This window comes from Streptomyces anandii JCM 4720 (assembly GCF_014650655.1).
GTDB lineage: Bacteria > Actinomycetota > Actinomycetes > Streptomycetales > Streptomycetaceae > Streptomyces > Streptomyces anandii.
The window spans coordinates 166,820-170,517 of the sequence record NZ_BMVJ01000014.1; the positions used below are offsets into that span (position 1 = coordinate 166,820).

At 73.9% G+C, this 3,698-nt stretch carries 6 protein-coding genes and 1 pseudogene; 4 read left to right on the forward strand and 3 right to left on the reverse strand.

Going from position 1 to position 3,698, the window contains the following annotated elements; translation table 11 throughout:
* Together IE249_RS38370 and IE249_RS24375 are read left to right on the forward strand one after the other, a co-directional pair.
* On the forward strand, positions 1-269 hold a 269-nt coding region (locus tag IE249_RS38370; protein ID WP_229859190.1), incomplete at its 5' end, for a LysR substrate-binding domain-containing protein.
* A gap of 101 nt (positions 270-370) precedes the next feature.
* Positions 371-934, forward strand: a complete 564-nt coding sequence (locus IE249_RS24375) for a cysteine dioxygenase family protein (protein WP_189707883.1) — start codon at positions 371-373, stop codon at positions 932-934.
* A gap of 55 nt (positions 935-989) precedes the next feature.
* Here the strand turns inward: IE249_RS24375 and IE249_RS24380 are convergent.
* A pseudogene (locus IE249_RS24380) lies at positions 990-1,166 on the reverse strand (VOC family protein); the annotation flags it as partial.
* A 40-nt stretch (positions 1,167-1,206) separates the two neighbouring features.
* Between IE249_RS24380 and IE249_RS24385 the strand changes: the two are divergent.
* Positions 1,207-1,344 (forward strand): hypothetical protein, encoded by a 138-nt coding sequence (locus IE249_RS24385; protein ID WP_189707885.1) that lies wholly within the window; start codon positions 1,207-1,209, stop codon positions 1,342-1,344.
* A gap of 233 nt (positions 1,345-1,577) precedes the next feature.
* On the opposite strand, the gene IE249_RS24390 is transcribed toward IE249_RS24385, so the two are convergent.
* Positions 1,578-2,237, reverse strand: coding sequence for a TetR/AcrR family transcriptional regulator (locus IE249_RS24390; protein ID WP_189707887.1), 660 nt, complete (start codon positions 2,235-2,237; stop codon positions 1,578-1,580).
* Positions 2,238-2,378: 141 nt separating this feature from the next.
* Here IE249_RS24390 and IE249_RS24395 point away from each other — a divergent pair, with 141 nt between their 5' ends.
* Complete coding sequence (locus tag IE249_RS24395; RefSeq protein WP_189707889.1) at positions 2,379-3,218, forward strand: patatin-like phospholipase family protein; 840 nt, start codon at positions 2,379-2,381, stop codon at positions 3,216-3,218.
* A 14-nt stretch (positions 3,219-3,232) separates the two neighbouring features.
* Here the strand turns inward: IE249_RS24395 and IE249_RS38375 are convergent.
* Positions 3,233-3,698 (reverse strand): alpha/beta hydrolase (locus IE249_RS38375; protein ID WP_229859191.1); only part of this gene is annotated, 466 nt, incomplete at its 5' end.

Sequence of the window (3,698 nt, forward strand, 5' to 3'; positions counted from 1 at the left end):
CCGAGTTGGGCTTCGCCCCCGACATCGCCTTCGCCACCGACGACGGCCTGGTGATGCAGTCACTGGTCGCCGAGGGGCTGGGCGTGGCCATGGTGCCGGGCCTGGTGCTCTCCTTCCTCCGGCTCGACCGGGTCGCCGGCCGCGCCCTCCAGCCGGCCGCGCGCCGCCGCGTCTCCGCCTACGTACTGCGCGAACACCTCCGGGTCCCGGCCACCGCCCTGGTGGTCGACACGATCAAGGCGGCCGCCGAACGGCGCGTAGGCTGCTGATCCGCCGGTCTCCCGCAGGCGCCCGGCCATAAGCCCACGTTGGGGCATTCCGAAGCAACTGTCGTTGGACGCAAGGGGGTTACCCGCCCGACGCTGCCGTCATGACCTCTTCCACGACCCGCACACGCACCGAGGTGACCCCCCGGCTGGGCCTGCTCGTCCGCGAGGTGGAACACGTCGTCCGGCGCGGCCTGCCCCCCGACCGCACGGCCCACCTGGTCGGCGAACGCCTCGCCCCGCACCTGGGCGCCGGCGACCTGCTGACGGACCATCAGTGCGAGGGCGACCCGGCCCGCTACCGCCAGCACGTCCTGCACGCCGAGGAGGACGGCGGCTTCTCGATCGTCGCCCTGGTGTGGCTGCCGGGACAGCACACCTCCATCCACGACCACGTCTCCTGGTGCGTCACGGGCGTCCACGCGGGCCGCGAACACGAGCGCCGCTTCGAACTGGTTCCCGGCAGCCACACCGCCCGCCTGGTCCGCACCCGCGACGTCGTCAACGAACAGGGCGAGGTGTGCGGTTTCGCGCCGCCCGGCGACATCCACCGGGTCCGGAACGGCGGCCCGGGCAAGGCGATCTCCCTGCACATCTACGGCGCCGACATCACACGCCTCGGCTCCAGCGTCCGGCGCGTCTACCACCAGCCGGTGGACGAGAACTGAGACGGCCGGCCGCGGGAATTGCCGTGCGGAGGACGACGACGCGGGCGGGTGCGGCTCAGCCGTTGTACGGGGCCGCCACGTCCAGGACCCAGGTGACGCCGAAACGGTCGGTGAGCATGCCGTACAGCGGGGCCCACTGCGACGGTGCGAGCGGCTGCACCACCGTCGCGCCCTGCGAGAGCCTCTCCCACAGGGCGCCGATCTCGTCGGTGCCGTCGCCGCGCACGGAGACGACACCGACGTGGTCCGGCGCACGCATCTACGTTCTCGGCATGTCGGCACTCAACGAGATGCGGAACCGGCGGGAGGAGAGGCTGCCCGGTCTGCTCGCCCGGTACGACGTGCCGGGCGCGGCGGTGGCCGGGGACCTGGCGGGAGAGGCGGCACCGACTCCGGCCGTCTGCTCGTGAGCCGGCCGCTGGGCAGCGAGGCGGTCCACGCGGCCTGCGCGGGCCGGTCCCGGCCGGCCGTCGCCGAAGCGGCCAGGGCGGCAGGCGCCGCGGTGGCCCTCGGTATCGGCCCCGACGGCGCCGCCGGATCCAGCTCCGCGTCCTTCCCTTCGCCGGGCCCGCACCAGGATCGGCGGGTCTGAGCCGGCGGACGTGAGGAACTCCGCGAACTTGGCCAACTCGGTCCAGGAGCCTCAACGCCGCCCGTGTGGGCCCAGGTTGAGCAGCACCTCGCCGAGCTGGCCGGGTGTGAGGGCCGGCGTGGGCAGAGGAGGAGCGGCAGCGCCCGTGCGAAGGCCGTCGAGGAGCAGGGCGAGCGGGCGGAGCCAGGCATCCGGGGCGACCGTGGTGAGCGCGGGAACGGCCCTGCCCAGTGCCGCCAGGGTGAGGAGCACGTCCTCGGTGGTGAGGTCCGGGCGGACGGTGCCCTGTTCCTGACCGCGCCGGAGCAGCATGTCGATGGTTTCGCGGTTGTGGGCGTGGATCGCCGTGAGGGAGGTGACGCCTTCCAGGTTCGTGGTCATGAGGTCGTTGGTGCCGCGGTCCGCGGCCAGGCCCGCGAACACCGTTCGCAGATACCGCGTCAGTCCCGCCCACGCGTCCTCGGCCGTCCGTGCCCGCTCGCCCGCCGCCGTGGTCTCCTTGAGCGCGTCCCGGAAGACCTCGTCGACGAGCGCGGCTCGGGTGGGGAAGTGGCGGTAGAGGGTGGCGTTGCCCACGCCCGCCCGCCGGGCGATCTCGTCGAGCGGGGCGTCCAGGCCCTGTTCGGCGAAGACCTCGCGGGCTGTCTCCGTCAGCAGCCTCCGGTTGCGCAGCGCGTCGCGGCGCCGCCTTGCCGGCGGACGGTCGTCCATTGGTGCCTCCCTTTCCCGCCCCGTACCGGGGAGCGTTCCCCGTTACGCATGCTATCGTCGGACGGTGAAACGGGGAGATGTCCCCGCTTTGTGCTCGCGCGGGCGGGGCTGTCCGCGACCGTTCACGGTGGAGGGGGAAGCATGTCCGGCACCGCACTTGTGCTCGGCGGCGGGGGGCCGGTGGGCGGGGCCTGGCTGGCCGGGGTGCTCGCCGGGCTCACCGAGGCCGGGATCGATCTCGCCGGCGCCGGCGTCGTGATCGGCACCTCCGCCGGTGCCGTCTTCGGAAGCCGGCTCCGGTCGGGCGTCCCGGCCTCGGACCTCTACGAGCGTCAGCTCTCCGGAGCGGACGCGGTCCGCCTGCCGGTGACCGCCCGCCAGACGGCGCGCTTCCTCTGGGCGGCTCTCGGCTCCCGTGATCCCCAGCGGTCCGTCGAACGCCTCGCCCGGGCAGCGTTGCACGCCCCGACCGGCCCGGAGTCGGACGTCTTCGACACGGTCGGCGCGCTCCTGGGCGACGTACGCGACTGGCCCGAGCGCGAATTGCGGATCGCGGCGGTCGACGCGCACAGCGGACGGACCGAGGTGTTCGACTCGCACTCAGGAGTGACACTTCTCGAAGCGGTCGCGGCGAGCTGCGCCGTACCCGTCGTATGGCCGCCGGTCACCGTGGCGGGCCGGCGCTGGATGGACGGCGGCAGCCGTTCGACCGCCAACCTCCAGCTCGCACGCGGATACCGCCGGGTATTGGCGGTCGTGCCCGTCCCCCGGGCGGTCGGCCCGCACCCGAGCGCGCCCCAGCAGGCCGCGGAACTGTCCGACGACGGGGCCAGGGTCGTCCTGCTGTCCCCGGACCGCGCCGCGCGGCGCACGATGGGCCGCAACCTGGCGGACGACACACACCGCCCTGCCGCCGCCCGTGCGGGCCACGCCCAGGCAATCGCCCTGGCCCCCTCGGTGGCCGACGCCTGGCAGGGCTGAGGTGCGTGACCGTGTCAGCCGAGGTGCCGGGTGAAGAACCGCAGCGTGCTGTCCAGTTCGAACGCCGGGATCTCCCCGTGCTTGCCGGGGTTGGCGTGCAGCGTCTTCTCGGCCGAGGCCAGGGCGTCGAACAGCGCCAGGCTCTGGGCCCGCGGCACCCGCTCATCGTCCCACTGCACCAGGAACTCCACCGGGACGGTGATCCGCGCGGCCGCCTCGGCCGACGCCGACGCGCCTCCCAGGCCCAGCACCGCCGCGCGGACCCGGGGTTCCTCGGCCACGAACGGAACGCCGAGTCCGCAACCCAACGACACGCCCCAATAGCCCACAGGACCGGCGCCGACGTACTCGACCTCCTGGACCGCGTCCAGGACCGCCCGCCACTCCGGGACGGTCCGGCGGGCCACGAGCGCCTGGAAAGCGGCGATCAGCGGAGCCGGTTCCTCACCGGCCTCCACGCGCGCCTGGTTCTCGGTCGCG

Coding starts and splice junctions, on each gene's coding strand:
- IE249_RS24385 (WP_189707885.1), top strand. CDS start 1,207: ATGTCGGCACTCAACGAGATGCGGAACCGGCGGGAGGAGAGGCTGCCC.
- IE249_RS24395 (WP_189707889.1), top strand. CDS start 2,379: ATGTCCGGCACCGCACTTGTGCTCGGCGGCGGGGGGCCGGTGGGCGGG.
- IE249_RS24390 (WP_189707887.1), bottom strand. CDS start 2,237: ATGGACGACCGTCCGCCGGCAAGGCGGCGCCGCGACGCGCTGCGCAAC.
- IE249_RS24375 (WP_189707883.1), top strand. CDS start 371: ATGACCTCTTCCACGACCCGCACACGCACCGAGGTGACCCCCCGGCTG.